This is a genomic window from Microbispora sp. CA-135349 (assembly GCF_050947365.1).
GTDB lineage: Bacteria > Actinomycetota > Actinomycetes > Streptosporangiales > Streptosporangiaceae > Microbispora.
In genome coordinates, this window is sequence record NZ_CP192001.1 from 1,368,282 (window position 1) to 1,384,681 (window position 16,400).

Annotated in this window: 15 protein-coding genes; 13 read left to right on the plus strand and 2 right to left on the minus strand. The window is 70.2% G+C overall.

Going from position 1 to position 16,400, the window contains the following annotated elements:
- Positions 1 to 117 precede the first annotated feature (117 nt).
- The gene (gene trpS / locus ACQPZZ_RS06840; RefSeq protein WP_363639442.1) at positions 118 to 1,131 is read left to right on the plus strand and encodes a tryptophan--tRNA ligase; all 1,014 of its coding nucleotides are present in this window, start codon (positions 118 to 120) and stop codon (positions 1,129 to 1,131) included.
- A 125-nt stretch (positions 1,132 to 1,256) separates the two neighbouring features.
- Entirely contained in the window at positions 1,257 to 2,219 is a 963-nt protein-coding gene (locus ACQPZZ_RS06845) for a YihY/virulence factor BrkB family protein (protein ID WP_363639444.1), read from the plus strand.
- A gap of 10 nt (positions 2,220 to 2,229) precedes the next feature.
- On the opposite strand, the gene ACQPZZ_RS06850 is transcribed toward ACQPZZ_RS06845, so the two are convergent.
- Positions 2,230 to 2,835 (minus strand): TetR/AcrR family transcriptional regulator, encoded by a 606-nt coding sequence (locus ACQPZZ_RS06850; protein WP_432929949.1) that lies wholly within the window; start codon positions 2,833 to 2,835, stop codon positions 2,230 to 2,232.
- A gap of 128 nt (positions 2,836 to 2,963) precedes the next feature.
- On the opposite strand from ACQPZZ_RS06850, the gene ACQPZZ_RS06855 reads away from it, so the two are divergent.
- Positions 2,964 to 3,824: an SDR family oxidoreductase gene (locus ACQPZZ_RS06855; protein ID WP_432929951.1), complete on the plus strand. Its 861-nt coding sequence runs from the start codon at positions 2,964 to 2,966 to the stop codon at positions 3,822 to 3,824.
- Between the two features lie 34 nt (positions 3,825 to 3,858).
- Here the strand turns inward: ACQPZZ_RS06855 and ACQPZZ_RS06860 are convergent, their stop codons facing one another.
- A complete protein-coding gene (locus ACQPZZ_RS06860; protein WP_432929953.1) occupies positions 3,859 to 5,127 on the minus strand; it encodes a D-alanyl-D-alanine carboxypeptidase family protein in 1,269 nt (422 codons plus the stop codon).
- A 94-nt stretch (positions 5,128 to 5,221) separates the two neighbouring features.
- On the opposite strand from ACQPZZ_RS06860, the gene ACQPZZ_RS06865 reads away from it, so the two are divergent.
- From ACQPZZ_RS06865 to ACQPZZ_RS06910, 10 genes are all read left to right on the plus strand, one after another.
- The gene (locus tag ACQPZZ_RS06865) at positions 5,222 to 5,452 is read left to right on the plus strand and encodes an SCO4848 family membrane protein (RefSeq protein WP_432929955.1); all 231 of its coding nucleotides are present in this window, start codon (positions 5,222 to 5,224) and stop codon (positions 5,450 to 5,452) included.
- Positions 5,453 to 5,487: 35 nt separating this feature from the next.
- On the plus strand, positions 5,488 to 6,660 hold the full coding sequence (locus tag ACQPZZ_RS06870) for a glutamate--cysteine ligase (protein WP_432929957.1): 1,173 nt from the start codon (positions 5,488 to 5,490) through the stop codon (positions 6,658 to 6,660).
- Positions 6,661 to 6,899: 239 nt separating this feature from the next.
- Positions 6,900 to 8,141 carry an amidohydrolase gene (locus tag ACQPZZ_RS06875; protein WP_432929959.1) on the plus strand — a complete coding sequence of 414 codons (1,242 nt, stop codon included), beginning with the start codon at positions 6,900 to 6,902 and terminating at the stop codon, positions 8,139 to 8,141.
- Between the two features lie 43 nt (positions 8,142 to 8,184).
- Positions 8,185 to 9,573, plus strand: a complete 1,389-nt coding sequence (locus ACQPZZ_RS06880; protein WP_432929961.1) for a protein kinase domain-containing protein — start codon at positions 8,185 to 8,187, stop codon at positions 9,571 to 9,573.
- A gap of 99 nt (positions 9,574 to 9,672) precedes the next feature.
- Positions 9,673 to 10,701: a BMP family lipoprotein gene (locus tag ACQPZZ_RS06885; protein ID WP_432929963.1), complete on the plus strand. Its 1,029-nt coding sequence runs from the start codon at positions 9,673 to 9,675 to the stop codon at positions 10,699 to 10,701.
- Between the two features lie 224 nt (positions 10,702 to 10,925).
- On the plus strand, positions 10,926 to 11,936 hold the full coding sequence (locus ACQPZZ_RS06890; RefSeq protein ID WP_432929965.1) for a BMP family lipoprotein: 1,011 nt from the start codon (positions 10,926 to 10,928) through the stop codon (positions 11,934 to 11,936).
- Positions 11,937 to 12,037: 101 nt separating this feature from the next.
- Positions 12,038 to 13,570 carry an ABC transporter ATP-binding protein gene (locus ACQPZZ_RS06895; protein ID WP_432934302.1) on the plus strand — a complete coding sequence of 511 codons (1,533 nt, stop codon included), beginning with the start codon at positions 12,038 to 12,040 and terminating at the stop codon, positions 13,568 to 13,570.
- Complete coding sequence (locus ACQPZZ_RS06900) at positions 13,567 to 14,736, plus strand: ABC transporter permease (RefSeq protein WP_432929967.1); 1,170 nt, start codon at positions 13,567 to 13,569, stop codon at positions 14,734 to 14,736. The genes ACQPZZ_RS06895 and ACQPZZ_RS06900 overlap by 4 nt, the downstream gene beginning before the upstream one ends.
- Positions 14,733 to 16,004, plus strand: a complete 1,272-nt coding sequence (locus tag ACQPZZ_RS06905; protein WP_432929969.1) for an ABC transporter permease — start codon at positions 14,733 to 14,735, stop codon at positions 16,002 to 16,004. The genes ACQPZZ_RS06900 and ACQPZZ_RS06905 overlap by 4 nt, the downstream gene beginning before the upstream one ends.
- On the plus strand, positions 16,001 to 16,390 hold the full coding sequence (locus ACQPZZ_RS06910) for a cytidine deaminase (protein WP_432929970.1): 390 nt from the start codon (positions 16,001 to 16,003) through the stop codon (positions 16,388 to 16,390). The genes ACQPZZ_RS06905 and ACQPZZ_RS06910 overlap by 4 nt, the downstream gene beginning before the upstream one ends.
- The last annotated feature ends 10 nt before the right edge of the window (positions 16,391 to 16,400 follow it).

Genomic DNA, 16,400 nt, shown 5'->3' on the forward strand with positions numbered 1-16,400 from the left:
AGACACCCGCGCGGGGTTCTCATGCCGCTTGCCCGGACAGATCCCCCTCGCCGGGGCGAGCCGTCCGTCCCGCCGCGTCTGTCGCGGGCAGCCCGTGACTGCTGACAGAATTGCCGTATGGCTCTTGCTCGCGTGCTGTCCGGTATACAGCCCACCGCCGACTCGTTTCACCTGGGCAACTATCTCGGCGCCATCCGTCAGTACGTCGCGCTGCAGGACACCCATGAGGCATTCTTCTTCATCGCCGACCTGCACGCGCTGACCGTCGCACCCAAGCCCGAGGAGCTGCGCCGGCGCACCAGGGTCGCCGCCGCCCAGCTGTTCGGCGCGGGGCTCGACCCGGAGCGCGCCGCGGTCTTCGCGCAGAGCCAGGTGCGCGAGCACAGCGAGCTCGCCTGGTATCTCATCTGCCAGACCGGCATGGGCGAGGCCGGGCGGATGACCCAGTTCAAGGACAAGTCCGCGCGGTACGGCGAGAGCTCGGCCAGCGTCGGCCTGTTCACCTACCCGATCCTTCAGGCGGCCGACATCCTGATCTATCAGGCCGACCAGGTGCCTGTCGGGGTGGACCAGAAGCAGCACCTGGAGCTCAGCCGCGACCTCGCCCAGCGCTTCAACAGCCGCTACGGCCAGACGTTCAAGGTGCCGAGCCCGTACATCCTCAAGGAGGTCGAGAAGATCACCGACCTTCAGGACCCGACCGCGAAGATGTCCAAGTCGTCGTCGAGCCCGCAGGGCATCCTCGACGTGCTGGAGGAGCCGAACGCCCTGCGCAAGAAGATCATGCGCGCGGTGACCGACACCGGCAGCGATGTCGTCGCCGACGAGGAGAACAAGCCGGGCGTCACCAACCTGCTGCGGATCCTGTCCGCGCTGACCGGCACGCCGATCCCCGAGTTGGAGACGCGGTTCGCCGGTCAGGGCTACGGCACCTTCAAGAAGGAGGTCGCCGAGGCGGTCATCGAGACGTTCTCCCCGATCAGGGAGCGTACGGAGAAGCTGCTGGCCGACGAGGCCGAGCTCGACCGGATGCTGGTCGCGGGCGCCGCCCGCGCCCGCGCGGTGGCCCGCGAGACGATGGAGCAGGTCCGCGAGCGCCTCGGTCTTCTCCCCGCGCCGCGCATCGACTGAACCGCGCCTGAGCCGAGGGTAGTGGTCGCCGCACGGCCGCGCCGGTCTCGGAGCCCGCTGCGGCGAGGCCGTGAGGTCGCGTTCGCGGCAGGCATCGACACGTCTTCTCCGGGTACACCATGCCGATGGGGATGGCTGTGGTCGACCGGGTCACGCGGCGTGTCGACGAGGTCAGGGCATGGGGCCGGATGCGGGTCGAGCGCGACCGGATCCGCTTCCCCTGGCTCGACCACCTCATCCGGACGGTGCAGCGCTACCAGGTGCAGGCGGGGGACCGGCTGGCGGGCGCCTTCACCTACTTCGCGTTCCTGTCGTTCTTCCCGCTGATCGCGCTGGCGTTCGCCCTGTTCGGCTACGTCGTGACGATCCGCCCGGACGCGCTCGCCACGCTCACCGAGGCGATCAACAGCCAACTGCCCGGACTCGCCGGGCAGCTCCACATCGACCAGCTCGCCGGGGCCCGCGCCCGGGCCGGGCTGATCGGCCTGCTCGGCCTGCTGTACGCAGGGCTGGGCGCGATGGACGCCCTGCGCGGGGCCCTGCGCACCATCTGGATGACGTGCGAGCCGCCGCTCAACTACTTCGTCGGCAAGCTTCGCGACCTCGTCGCGCTCGTGCTCATGGGCCTGGCCATGCTGGTCTCGGCGATCGCGAGCGGGTTCGCCACCGGGGCCACGAGCACGGTCGCCGGCTGGCTCGGCCTGGGCTCCTCACCACTGGCCGGATTCGGGGTCTGGGCCGCCGGGGTCGCCGCGAGCCTCGTCGCCGACCTGCTGCTCTTCCTGGTCATCCTCGGCTGGCTGGCCAAGCCGTCACAGCCGTTCCTGGTCGTGCTCAAGGGCGCGCTGCTGGGCGCGGTCGGCTTCGGGGTGCTGAAGCAGCTCGCGGCGCTGATCCTGTCCGGCACCCTGCGCAATCCGGTGTACGGCACGTTCGCGGTGGTTGTGGGACTGCTGCTGTGGATCAACCTGTCGGCCCGGGTGATCCTCTACGCCGCCGCGTGGACGGCGACGGCCATGCTCGGCCCGCCGCCGGAGCCCACCCCGCTTCCGTCACCGGCGACCACCCCCACGACCGGTCCCGCCTGACCGCGCGCCTCTATCGCGGGCGCAACCCGTTGAGCGCGGTCTCCACGACCGCGTCGGCGTACTGGGGAGTGAGCGGGCCGCTGCGCTGGAGCCACCGGTTGAGCAGCGGTCCCCACAGCATCTCGATCGCGACGTCCAGGTCGAGGTCGCCGGACAACTGCCCGTCCCGCTGCGCGCTGCGCAGCCGCTGCTTCTTCAGCTCCTTCATCGGCCCGTCGAGTCGTTCGGCGTAGGCCGCGGCGAGCTCGGGGTCGTGCAGGATCTCCGTGTTGAGCGCGCGCATCGGCTCGTCGTACCGCGGGTCGTTCAGCTCGGCGACCGTGGCGCGCAGGACCGTCTTCAGGTCGGCCTCCAGGTCGCCGGTGTCGGGCAGCGCCGGCGAATCGCCCTCGCCCTCGGTGAGCATGAGGAACGCGTCGAAGAGCACCGCTCCCTTGGAGGGCCACCAGCGGTAGATGGTCTGCTTGCCGACCCCGGCCCGGGCGGCGATCCCCTCGATGCTCAGCTTCGCGTAGCCGACCTCGCCGACGAGTTCGAACGCCGCGGTGAGGATGGCCCGTCGTGACGCCTCGCTGCGGCGTCTCGTGCCGGGGGTCGTGCCGTGCTGTGCCGTCATGCCGCCGAACCTACCAAAAACGAGACGAGACGATCCGTCTTGACATAGGCGCGTCGCCGACGCCATGATTGCCGCACAACGCGAGACGAGACGTCTCGTTCAGTAATGGCAACCCGATTGGAGCCGCCATGCGTACGACGACCGCCGATTCGGGACGGGTCTGGTTCATCACCGGTGCGGGGCGGGGCCTCGGCCGGGCGTTCACCCGGGCCGCGCTCGGCAACGGCGACCGGGTGGTGGCCGCGACCCGGACCGTCGCGCCACTGGAGGACCTGGCCGCCGAACACGAGGACAGGCTGCTCGTGCTCCCTCTGGACGTCACCGACCGCGCGGCGGTCTTCGCCGCGGTCGCCCGGGCGGCCGAACACTTCGGCCGGCTCGATGTCGTGGTGAACAACGCCGGGATCATGTCCATGGGGATGATCGAGGAGTTCACCGAAGCCGAGGCCCGGGCCCAGATGGAGACCAACTTCTTCGGCGCGTTGTGGGTCAGTCAGGCCGTCCTGCCCTGGCTGCGCGCCCAGGGGTCCGGGCACATCGTGCAGATCTCCAGCATCGGAGCGCTCGACGGCTTCCCCACCACGGGGCTGTACAGCGCGAGCAAGTTCGCTTTGGAGGGCATGAGCGAGGCCCTGGCGATGGAGGCCGCGCGGTTCGGGGTCAGGCTCACCATCGTCGAGCCCGGCGGCTACTGGACCGATCTCTACAGCGGCATGACCGCGACCACGCCGATCCCCGGCTACGCACCCCTGCGGGCGGAGCTCGAGAAGCAGTGGGCCGAGGGGTCGGTGGACAGCGACCCCCGGCTGGCCGCCGAGGCCGTGCTGCGGCTCGTGGGCAGCGACGAGCCGCCGCTGCGGCTGCTGCTGGGCGGCACGGCCTACGACCTGGCCTTCGACGTCTCACGCCGGCGAATGGAGACCTGGGCCCGCTGGGAGGAGGTCAGCCGCGCCGCCGAACACGCCATCCCCGCCCCTCCCGCCGTCTGATGGCCGTCTGATGGCGCTGTCTCACGGGCGCTGTCTAGTCGGCGGTGTCGCCGGTGGTCTTACGGCGCCGGCGCAGGCCGTACGCGCCGAGGGCGAGGACCACGAGGGCGCCGCCGCCGATCAGCAGGGGGGTGGTCGGGCCCGAGCCCTTCGAGGCGGGGTCCTCCCCGCGTGCCCGGGCCGCGCCCACTCCGTCCGCGCTCGCCGCCGGGGAGGGCCTCACGGCCAGGGGGGAGGATGAGGGCTTGGGGTCGGGCACGGGCCCGACCAGCCGGCCCACCGGGGCCGCCTTGCCTCTCGCGGCGAAGCCCCAGTCGAGCAGCTTGGAGACCTCCTCCCAGAAACCGCCGGGGTGATGCATGATCACCACGATGACCGTGTGACCGTCGCGCTTGGCCGCGCCCACGAAGCTGCCCAGGGCCTTGGAGGTCCAGCCGTTCTTGACGCCGAGCATGCCCTTGTAGCGGCCCAGGAGCCGGTTGTGGTTGGCCATCTCGTAGTAGGCGGGCCGGGGCGACTCGCTGGCGTCGGAATCGTCGCGGCGCTTCTTCTTTTTCTTCTTGGGGTCGTCCTTGGGCGCGGGGAACTTCGCGACCTTCGTGCTGATGTACTCACGGAAGTCGGGGAGCGCCAGCCCGGCCCGCGCGATCAGGGCGAGATCGTAGGCCGAGCTGCGCTGGCCGGGGGCGTCCAGGCCGTTCGGCGTCTTGGCCACCGTGTCGTTCGCCTGGAGCCTGTGGGCTTCCTTGTTCATGTCCGCGAGCGTTTTTTTCAGGCCGCCGTTCGCCTCGGCGAGCGCGACCGCCGCGTCGTTGCCGGAGACCATGAGGAGCGCCCGCATGAGGTCGTCGACCTTGTAGATCGGCTCAGGGACGATGCCGACGGCGCTGCCCTCCACGTTGCAGGCCTCCTCGCTCGGCTTGACCTTGCGGTTCTTGTCGAGCCTGGGGATCAGCGTCACGGCCGTCAGGGTCTTGAGCGTGCTGGCGGGCAGGTACCGTCCGTGCGGGTCCTTGGCCGCGAGCACCTGGCCGGTGTCGGCGTCGGCGATCACGTACGACGAGGCCTCGGTCTTGGGCGGGGGTTTGACCCCGGCGGGTGCGATGATCCCGTGGCCGGCGAGCAGGTCCCCGCCGATGGTGCCGTTCCCCGTGCCGTTCCCGGTCACGGCCGTGCCGGTAGCCCGCGACGCCAGTTCCGGTACGGCCCGCGCGCCCGCGGCGGGAGGGGTGCCGAGCAGCGCCGTCGCCAGCACCCCCGCCGTCGTCGCGGTCGCGGCAAGGACCCGATGGTTCGTCCGCATAGATGGCTCAGCCTAGCCTCGACTGCCTTCGCATGAAGCGACATATGCCCCATAAGCCACAGGGCCACGCGGGAGGCCGCCGATACTGTGAGTCATGACAAGGCGCGTATCGATTTTTCTCGTGGCACTCGCCGCTTTCATGATCTTCGAGTGGATCAACCTCGGCTTCAACCTCGCCGACGGGCACGAAACGTCCTTCTATGTCGTCCACGGCGTGCTCATCGCGGTGAACATCATCCTGGCACTGGTGCTCGGGGCCGTCGGCGTGCGGGGATGGATGAGGGGTAGGGCTGACCGGGAAACGACCATGTCCGATGTGACCTGAGTGTCGCGGGGGACCGAACGTGATGGAGGCAGGCTTTGGCGATCGACTTCAACCCCTCGCGTGGCGCGACGCTCGGCGTCGAGTGGGAGCTTCAGCTCGTCGACAGGCACACGCGTCATCTCCGCCAGGACGCCAAGGAGGTGCTCGCCGCGGTTCCCGACCTCAGTGAGGGCCAGCGACCCAAGGCCATGCACGAGCTCATGCAGTCGCAGATCGAGATCGTCACCGACGTCTGTCACACGGTGGCGGAGGCGGTGCAGGACCTGAAGAAGAGCATCGGGCGGCTGACCGAGGCCGTCGAGCCGCGCGGCATCGCGCTCGCCTGCACGGGGACCCACGCGATCAGCGACTGGCGCGACGCGGTCTACGCGCCCCACCAGCGCTATGTGGAGCTGGTCGAGGAGATGCAGTGGCTCGCCTGGCGGATCCAGACGTTCGGTGTGCACGTCCACGTGGGCGTCAAGGAGCGGGACAAGGTCATTCCGATCGTCAACGCCCTCGCGGCGTACCTGCCGCACTTCCTCGCGCTCACCTCCTCCAGCCCCTACTGGGGCGGGCAGGACACCGGACTGGCGTCGAGCCGGGCCATCGTCTTCGGCTCGCTGCCCACGGCGGGCCCGCCGCACCTGCTGGCCGACTGGGCGGAGTTCGAGGAGTACATGGACACGCTGCTGCGGGCGGGCACGATCCGCAGCATCAAGGAGGTGTGGTGGGACATCCGGCCGCATCCCGACTTCGGCACGATCGAGATCCGGATGTTCGACGGCATCCCGACGCCGCGCGAGGTGGGGATGGTGGCCGCCTTGTCCCAGTGCCTCGTCCAGCAGTTCGACCAGCAGCTCGACCGGGGTTACAAACTGCCGCATCCGGCCGCGTGGGTGGTGCGCGACAACAAGTGGCGCGCCACGCGGTACGGCCTCGACGCGGACGTCATCACCGACGACCATGGGTCCACGGCGCCGGTGCGCGACGTATTGTATGAACTCCAGCGGGAACTCGAACCGGTCGCCGAGCGGCTCGGCTGCGCGGACGAACTGGCGGTCGTGACCGAGGTGCTGGAGCAGGGGAGCTCATCCGAGCGCCAGCGGGCGATCCTCGCCGACGGAGGGACCCTCCAGGACGTGGTCGACGCCACGGTCATCGAGCTCGCCGAGGACAGGTTCGTCACCTCGAACCCCAACCGCGAGATCGGGCAATCAGCGACCTGATGGGTAGGCCTGATATGTCCGGTAACAGCGCCTCAGTTCTGACTACGTGCGGAGTCTGGCGTAAATACTGGGCAATCCGCCGTATCGGAGGGCTGCGGCATGGAAGGATTGTGAATGGAGGGTCAGTGGTGGCGAGACATGCCCGCTTGACCCTCTTTGGGCTTTTTCATGACTTTTTGTGATCATATAGACGATCCGGTGCTCCGTGGCGGGACGGCTCGCCGGAGAAGGGAAGACCCGTGGGCACCTCATCGAAGCTCGCAACGCCGGACGCGGCCGTGCCGGGAAGTATCGACCTGGCAGGGCAGCTGACGGAATTCCTTCGCGAGCACAACGATGAGCTGATCGAGTTCCGGCGCGACGTACACGCGCACCCGGAGATCGCCTTCAGCGAGCATCGCACGACCGAGAAGATCGCTGAGCGGCTGACGGACGCCGGGCTCACCCCGCACCCGCTGTCGCGCGGGACCGGCCTGTGGGTGGACTTCGGGCGGGACGAGGGTCCCACGGTCGCCCTGCGCGCGGACATCGACGCGCTGCCGATGGAGGACGAGAAGGACGTTCCCTACCGCTCCACCAACCCGAACGCGTGCCACGCCTGCGGTCATGACGTGCACACGGCGATCGTCCTCGGCGCGGGGCTGTTCCTGGCGTCGCAGGCCGACGCGGGAGCCCTCCCCGGCCGGGTACGGCTGATTTTCCAGCCGGGTGAGGAGGTCGCGGGCGGCGCGCTGGAGGTCATGCGCGACGGCGGCCTGAACGAGGTCGACCGCATCTTCGCGCTGCACTGCGACCCGCGCCTCGACGTCGGTCGCGTCGGCCTGCGGACCGGCCCGATCACCGGGTCGTGCGACAGCCTGCGCATCCGCGTCGCGGGTCCGGGCGGGCACACCGCAAGGCCACACCTGACCGTGGACCTCGTCTACGCGCTCAGCAAGATCGTCACCGAGCTGCCGGCCGCGCTGTCGCGGCGCGTGGACCCCCGCTCCAGCCTCAGCCTCGTATGGGGCCAGATCTCGGCCGGCTCGGTGGCCAACGCGATCCCGGACGTCGGGGTCGCCCAGGGCACGGTCAGGTCGCTCGACGAGGAGGCCTGGCACCAGGCCCCCGACCTGGTCAAGGCACTGCTCGACTCGGTCGCGGGCGCGTACGGCGTGGACGCCGAGATCGACTACCGGCGCGGCACGCCGCCCACGGTGAACGAGGCCACCAGCATCCAGATGCTGCACGACGCGGTCACCCAGATCATCGGCGACGGAGCGGCCGTGCCGACGCCGCAGAGCCTCGGTGGCGAGGACTTCTCCTGGTACCTCGAGTCGGTGCCCGGCGCGCTCGCCCGGCTGGGCACCCGGCCGCCGGGGGCCGTCGACGAGGTCGACATCCACCGGCCGCTGTTCGACGTGGACGAGCGGGCCATCGGGATCGGCGTCAAGGTCCTCGCCGCCACCGCGCTGACCGCGCTGTGGGGCGGCGCCCGCTGAGCCGAGTCCACCGACCGGCCGAGCCTGCCAGCCTTACGCCGCCGTGCCCGACGTCTCCCCCCTGCGTCCGGAGGATCCCCGGCGCCTCGGAAACTACCGCCTGAACGGCCGCCTGGGTGCGGGCGGCCAGGGGGTGGTCTTCCTCGGCGCCGGCGTGTCGGGCGGGCCGGTGGCCGTGAAGCTCCTGCACGCGCGGCTCGACGACGCCTCCGCCCGGCGTGGCTTCGCCCGGGAGATCGAGGCCGTGCGCAGGGTCGCGCCCTTCTGCACCGCCCAGGTCCTCGACGCCGACCTGGACGGCGACCGGCCGTACCTCGTGAGCGAGTACGTCGACGGTCCGTCCCTGCACGAGCACGTGCGGGCGGCGGGCCCGCGGACCGGCGGCGACCTCGATCGGGTCGCCGTGGGAACGGCCACCGCGCTGGCCGCGATCCACCGGGCGGGGGTCGTCCACCGCGACTTCAAGCCGGGCAACGTGCTCCTCGGCTCGGACGGGCTGCGGGTCGTCGACTTCGGCATCTCCCGCCTGGCCGACGCCACCGCGACGACCGGGCATCCCGTCGGCACCCCGGCCTACATCGCTCCGGAGCAGCTCGAAGGGCGGCCGGCCGGGCCGGCGGCGGACATGTTCTGCTGGGCGCTCACACTCGTCTACGCGTCGAGCGGCCGGCACGCCTACAGCGGTGACACGCACGCGGCCGTCATGGCCCGCATCCTGTACGGCAGGCCCGACCTCGGGCCCCTCTCCGGCCTGCTCAAAGACCTCGTCGTGGCGTGCCTGGCCGCGGATCCGGACGAGCGGCCGGACGCCGGACAGGTGCTGAGCGCGCTGCTCGACCGCGGTCAGGGACACGCGGGCCCGGCCGTGCCTGATTCGGCCGTGCCTGATCCGACCGCGCCTGATCCGGCCGTGCCTGATTCGACCGCGCCTGATTCGACCGCGCCTGATTCGACCGCGCCGGGTACGGACGACCGGCTGACGGAGCGTGATCGGGGGGAGCACGCCAGGGCCGGTGGACCGCGTCGGGCACGCCGGGTCGCGGTGGTCGCCTCGCTCGCCGTTCTCGTCGTGCTGGGCCTCGTGCTGGGCGTCGCGCGGGTGCTGACGGCCCGCGAACCCGGGCGTTTCGACGGCACGTGGACGGGCGTCGCCCGCTATCCGGCGGCCGGACGGGTCTTCCCCGTCGAAATCCGTCTGGGCGATCCGGCGGGGATGAGGTGGGGCGCCGACCTGCACTGCTCCGGCCGTCTGACCCCGGCGAGCGAATCGGGCGACGTGCTCGTGCTGACCCTCGACCAGGTGAAGGGCGACGCCTGTCATCCGGGAAGCGTCTCGATCACCTGGCGGGGCGAGGGCGCGGCCGACTTCGAGGTGACGCGCGAGGGAGAACAGGCCACCCGATACTCGGGATCTCTTAGTCGCACAAATTGACTCAGATGGGATAACCCTGTCAGAGAGTGTGTGTGGCGCGTTCTTTCGGTCATCACGGGGGTATCGCGACAGGGCCACTTTGGTTTTTTGGAGGTCCGATTGCGGGCGTTCCTGGCGGCGAAGGCGGGGGCCGTCGCCGTCGCCGTGACCGCCGCCGTGGGATGCGGAGGCGGGGTGGACGCCGCACCGCCACGCGCCGGCCCGCTGCGGGTCGGGCTCGCCTACGACATCGGCGGACGGGGCGACAGGTCGTACAACGACGCGGCGGCGGCCGGGCTCGACGAGGCCAGACGCAACCTGAGCGGCCTGCGGGCGAAGGAGGTGGAGGCCGCGCCGGGAGAGCCCGCCGTCCGCAAGGTGGAACGGGTGCGGGCGCTCGCGAAGGCGGGCTACGACCCGATCATCGTCGTCGGCTACTCGTACGCACCGGCGTTGACGCGAGTGGCCCCGCGGTTTCCCAGGACGCGCTTCGCGATCGTGGACGAGCCGACGGTGTCCGGCCCCAACATCACGAACCTGCTGTTCGCCGAGGAGCAGGGGTCGTTTCTGATGGGCGCGGCGGCGGCGATGAAGTCGCGCACCAACGACGTCGGCTTCGTCGGCGGCAACCGGTCGCCGCTGGTCAGGAAGTTCGAGGTCGGCTACGTGCAGGGCGTGAAGCACGTCAACCCGCGGGCGCGGATCAGGATCGCCTATCTCACCGGTGCGCACGATCTGAGCGGCTTCGATCGGCCGGAGAAGGCGCATGAGGCCGCGCGGCGCATGTACCGGGCGGGCTCCGACGTGGTCTACCAGGTGGCCGGGGCCTCGGGGATAGGAGTGTTCCACGCCGCGAAACAGGCCGGGGCGTGGGCCATCGGCGTCGACTACGACCAGGCGAAGAGCGCTCCTCCCGACGTGCGCGACGTGATCCTGACCTCGATGATCAAAAGAATCGACGTCGCCGTCTACGACTACATCGCCGACGTCGCCGACCGGACCGTCACCAGCGGCCGGATCGTGTACGACCTGAGGCTCGGCGGCGTCGACTACACCCTCACCGGCGGCCACATCACGGACATCCAACCGCGTCTGGAACAGCTCAAGCAGGAGATCATCTACGGCCGGGTCAAGGTTTCCCCAGGCTGACGCCCCGGTCACGGTGTGGCCTGGGCTCAATAACGGACATGTTGCGGACTGGTGTGCGGGTTTGGTCTATGCAGGTCAAACAACTATCTTCCGTGCAGGGTTGCCGTGCGTTCCTGCGTGCGTGCGACGAGAGTCAGACGGCGGGGAACGGAAGGGGAGTCACGACCTTGCTCCGCAATCGAGTTAGCAGACTGGTCGCCACCACCGCTGGGGGCGCCTTGCTCATGGCCGCCGCCGCGTGTGGGGGTAGCGACAGCACGACCACGACCGAGACCTCGGCAGGCGCGTCCTCCGCGCCCGCCGCCGCGCAGGTCAAGGTCGGCCTGGCGTACGACATCGGTGGCCGCGGCGACGGCTCCTTCAACGACGCGGCCGGCCGCGGCCTCGACCAGGCCGTGTCGGAGCTCAAGGTCGAGAAGAAGGAGCTGGAGGCGACCGCGGGAGAGACCGACGCGCAGAAGGAGGAGCGGCTGCGGCTGCTCGCCCAGGGCGGGTACAACCCGGTCATCGCGGTGGGCTTCGCGTACTCCGGTTCCGTGGCCAAGGTCGCGCCCGAGTATCCCGAGGTCAAGTTCGCCATCGTCGACGACGCCGACGCCAAGGGCGACAACATCACCAACCTGTTGTTCGCCGAGGAGCAGGGGTCGTTCCTCGTCGGTGTCGCGGCCGCGCTCAAGTCCGAGAAGGGCAGTGTCGGGTTCATCGGCGGTGTGGAGACTCCGCTGATCAAGAAGTTCGAGGCGGGCTTCACGGCCGGTGCCAAGGCGGTCAAGTCGGACATCAAGATCCAGGCGAAGTACCTCACCCAGCCGCCGGACTTCGGCGGCTTCAACGACCCGGCCAAGGGCAAGACCGTCGCGCAGGGCATGTACGACGCGGGCGCGGACGTCGTCTACCACGCGGCGGGCGGTTCCGGTTCCGGCGTGTTCGAGGCGGCCAAGGCCGCGGGCGCCATGGCCATCGGCGTCGACTCCGACCAGGCGGCCCTCCCGGCGTACGCGAACTTCAAGGACGTGATCATCACGTCGATGCTCAAGAAGGTCGACGTCGCGGTCTTCGACTTCCTCAAGAACTACACCACGGGCACGGTCAAGTCCGGCGCCTCGGTGTACGACCTCAAGGCGGGCGGCGTGGACTACTCCACGACCGGCGGCAAGATCGACGACATCAAGTCGAAGATCGACGAGTACAAGCAGAAGATCGTCAACGGCGAGATCACGGTCCCGACGTCCTGACCTGCGTAATCGAGGGGCCCGGGGGCACCCGCCCCGGGCCCTTTGCTCTACTCTCACTAGCACTTGACCGTCACCGGGCACTCCGCCGTGAGGAGGCCGACATTACCGCCGCGACCGTTACGGAACCCGCAGTAGAGCTCACCGGAATCACCAAGAGGTTCCCGGGAGTCGTCGCCAACAGCGACATCCACCTCCGCGTCGCCAGGGGGCAGATCCACGCTCTCGTCGGCGAGAACGGCGCGGGCAAGTCCACGCTGATGAAGATTCTTTACGGGATGCAGCGTCCGGACGAGGGCGAGATCCGCATCGACGGATCGCCCGTGGGCTTCCACACCCCCGCCGACGCGATCGCCGCCGGCATCGGCATGGTCCACCAGCACTTCATGCTGGCCGACAACCTGACCGTGCTGGAGAACGTGGTGCTCGGCAGCGAGCCCCGCCGCGGCGTCGCGCTCGACTTCGCCGGGGCCCGCCGCAAGATCAAGGAGATCTCCGACGCGTACGGCCTGGGCATCCGCCCGGACGCGACGGTGGAGGAGCTGGGTGTCGGCGACCGGCAGCGGGTGGAGATCCTCAAGGTCCTCTATCGGGGCGCCCGCATCCTGATCCTGGACGAGCCGACCGCCGTGCTCGTGCCGCACGAGGTGGACGAGCTGTTCGAGAACCTGCGCGGCCTGGTCCGCGAGGGGCTCACGATCCTGTTCATCTCCCACAAGCTGGACGAGGTGCTGCGCGTCGCCGACGCGATCACCGTCATCCGGCGCGGGACCACGGTCGCCACCGTGGATCCCAAGGACGTCACCTCGCGCAAACTCGCCGAGCTCATGGTGGGCAGCGAGCTGCCCAGCCCGGAGACCCGCGAGTCGACCGTCACCGACGTCGTCGCCCTGTCCGTACGGGACCTGACCGTGCGCAGCGGCGACGGGCGGGCGGTGGTCGACGGCGTGAGCTTCGACATCCACAAGGGCGAGGTGCTCGGCATCGCCGGCGTCGAGGGCAACGGCCAGGCCGAACTGGTCGAGGCGATCATGGGGATGCGGCCCTGCACGGTCGGGACGCTCACGCTCGGCGGCGCCGACATCTCGCGCTGGTCGACGCTGAAGCGGCGCGCGGGCGGGATCGGCTACATCCCCGAGGACCGCCACCGGCACGGTCTGCTGCTGGAGTCGCCGCTCTGGGAGAACCGCATCCTCGGCCACCAGACCCGGCGGCCCAACGTCAAGGGCCCCTGGATCGACCGCGCGGGCGCGCGGGCCGACACGCGGCGCATCGTCGAGGAGTACGACGTGCGCACCCCCGGCATCGACGTGGACGCGGCCACGCTGTCCGGCGGCAACCAGCAGAAGCTGATCGTCGGGCGCGAGATGAGCGGCGACCCGGTGCTGCTGATCGCCAGCCACCCCACCCGAGGCGTCGACATCGGTGCGCAGGCCGCGATCTGGGACCACCTGCGCACCGCACGCGCGGCCGGGCTGGCCGTGTTGCTGATCTCCGCGGACCTCGACGAGCTGATCGGGTTGTCCGACACGCTCAAGGTGATCCTGCGCGGCAGGATCGTGGCCGACGTCGATCCCGCGAACGTGACCCCCGAGCAACTGGGCTCGGCCATGACCGGCGCCGGGGAGGGCGAATGACCGGCTTCCTCGATCGCCTGTTCGGCCGGGTGCGGCTCGGCGGCTGGCTCGCCGTCGCCGCGCCGGTCCTCGCGATCGTCTTCGCCGTGCTGATCACCTCGGTCGTGCTGCTCGTCGCGGGCAAGCCTCCGGTCGAGGCGTTCACCACGCTCGCGGACTACGGCACCCAGCCGCGCACGATGGTCCTGATCCTCAACAGCGGCGTCATGTACTACATCTCGGCGCTCGCGGTGGCCGTCGGCTTCCGGATGAATCTGTTCAACATCGGCGTCGACGGCCAGTATCGGATAGCCGCCCTGGTCGCCGCGGCGTTCGGCGGCGCCGCGCTGGTCCCCGGCGTGCTGAACACCGTCCTCGTGATCGTCATCGCGATGGTCGTCGGCGCCCTGTGGGCCGCGATCGCCGGACTGCTGCGGGTGACCCGGGGCGTCAGCGAGGTCATCTCGACCATCATGCTGAACGCGATCGCCACCGGCATCGGGTCGTGGCTGCTGCAGGAGCACTTCGGCGTGCTGACCGGCAACGACCTCGGCACCCGGCCGATCCCGGAGGGCGCCAGGATCCCCGGCATGCCGCTGGTCGCGGGCACGCCGTTGCTGGTCAACGGCCTGCTCGTGCTCGCGGTCGTGCTCGGCGTCGCGTACTACGTCCTGCTGAGCCGCACCCGGTTCGGCTTCGAGCTGCGGGCGACCGGCAAGTCCGAGACGGCGGCGGTGGCCAGCGGCGTCAGCGTGAAGAAGATGATCGTCGTCACGATGGTCATGTCGGGCGCGGTCGCCGGCCTGATCGGCCTGCCGGAGCTGCTCGGCGCCAGCTACAAGTACAGCAACAACTTCCCGACCGGCCTCGGCTTCACCGGGATCGCGATCGCACTGCTCGGCCGCAACCACCCCGTCGGCATGGCGGTGGGCGCGTTGCTGTGGAGCTTCCTGGACAACTCGTCCAACCAGCTCCAGCTGATCGACATCTCCAAGGAGATCGTCCAGATCATGCAGGGCGTCATCGTGCTCTCCGTGATCATCGCGTACGAGCTGGTCCACCGGTACCGGGTCGTCGCCGACCAGCGCCGGGTCGGCCGCCAGCTGGCCGGGTCCGACGGTCCCGGCGGCGGGAACGGCCGGAACGGGGACGTGAGCGGGCGGCAGGCAGTCGAGGAGACGGCATGACGGCGACGGACGTTTCGGTGGACCGCCCGGTCGGGACACCCGCGGCACAGCGGTTCCGGCTCTCCGGGCCGGTGTTGCTGCTCGGCCTCGCGGGGCTGGTCGTGGTGCTGTCGCTGGCTCGTGTGATCACCGGGGCCAACGACATCACCTCGGCCGGAACGGTCAGCGCCGCGCTCGGCCTCGCCGTGCCGATCGGCCTCGCCGGCCTCGGCGGCCTGTGGTCGGAGCGGGCCGGCGTGGTCAACATCGGCCTCGAGGGCATGATGGTGCTCGGCACCTGGTTCGGCGCCTGGGGCGCGCTCCAGTTCCACAGCCCGTGGGCCGGCGTGCTCGCGGGCGCGGTCGGCGGCGCGCTGGGCGCGGCGATCCACGCCGTGGCGACGGTGACCTTCGGCGTCGACCACATCATCTCCGGTGTGGCGATCAACATCGTCGGCGTCGGCTTCACCGAGTACCTGTCCCAGCTGGTCTTCACGGACATGCCGGGCGGCGGCACCAAGAACTCCCCGCAGCTGCCCAAGATGGGCACGGTCAGCCTGTCGTTCCTGAACGACCCGTTGCGGACCGTCGAGGCGAAACACTGGTTCGTGGTGTCGGACTTCGCCGGGGTGCTGCGGGGCATCACCCAGGACGTGTCGTGGTTCACGATCCTGGCGATCGTGCTGGTGCCGCTGTCGTTCTACGTCCTGTGGCGTACGGCCTTCGGCCTGCGCCTGCGGGCGTGCGGCGAGCGCCCTCTCGCGGCGGAGTCGCTGGGAGTCAACGTCTACCTGTACAAGTGGGCCGCCGTGATCGTCTCCGGCGTGCTCGCCGGGCTCGGCGGCGCGTTCCTGTCGCTCGTGGCCGCGGGCATCTACCGCGACGGGCAGACGGGCGGGCGCGGCTACATCGGCCTCGCCGCGATGATCTTCGGTAACTGGCGTCCGGGCGGGCTCGCCGGAGGCGCGGCGCTGTTCGGATACACCGACGCGCTCCAGCTGCGGCAGGGCGGCGTCTCGGTGCACGCGCTGCTGCTCGTCGTCGCGCTGCTGCTCGTCGCCGTGGCGGTCTACCAGCTCGTACGGCAACGGCGCGGCGGCGCGGCACTGATCACCGGGGTCGTGGCGATCGTGGTGTTCATGGTGTTCGCCGTGACGGACACCGTGCCGGAGCAGTTCACCTCGTTCACCCCCCACCTGACCACGCTGCTGGTGCTGTCGCTGGCCTCACAACGCCTGCGCATGCCGGCGGCCGACGGCGTCCCGTATCGAAGGGGGCAGGCGAAATGAGCATCGACTGGGAGGCGCTGCGGGTCGCGGCCCGCGAGGCCATGACCCACGCGTACGCGCCGTACTCGAAGTTTCCCGTGGGGGCGGCGGCGCTCGTCGACGACGGCCGGATCGTGACCGGCTGCAACGTGGAGAACGCATCGTACGGCGTGGGGCTGTGCGCCGAGTGCGGGCTGGTCTCGGCGCTGCACGCGAGCGGCGGCGGCCGGCTGGTGGCCTTCACCTGTGTGGACGGCCACGGCGAGCTGCTGATGCCGTGCGGCCGCTGCCGTCAGCTGCTGTTCGAGCACGGCGGCGCCGAGCTGCTGGTGGAGACGCCCGACGGGCCGTCGCGGATGGCCGACTTCCTGCCGTTCGCCTTCGGGCCCGACGATCTGTCGCGATAGAGGGGGAAGC